The 223-nt window shown below is 52.0% G+C and carries 1 rRNA gene; it reads left to right on the top strand.

Going from position 1 to position 223, the window contains the following annotated elements:
* A 23S ribosomal RNA gene (locus tag ACFCTO_RS12300) occupies positions 1-223 on the top strand; the annotation flags it as partial.

Raw genomic sequence — 223 nt, forward strand, 5'->3', positions numbered from 1 at the left:
TGCAGGTTACCCGCGACTGGACAGAAAGACCCCATGGAGCTTTACTGTAACCTGAGATTGGATTCCGGTAAGAGATGTACAGGATAGTTGGGAGGCAGAGAAGTGAGTACGTCAGTATTCACGGAGCCGCTGGTGGGATACCAACCTTGTTTTATTGGAATTCTAACGAGAAGCGTAACGAGCTTGCGGACAGTCTCAGGCGGGCAGTTTGACTGGGGCGGTC

Source organism: Megasphaera indica (genome assembly GCF_046614755.1).
GTDB classification, from domain to species: Bacteria; Bacillota; Negativicutes; order Veillonellales; family Megasphaeraceae; genus Megasphaera; species Megasphaera intestinihominis.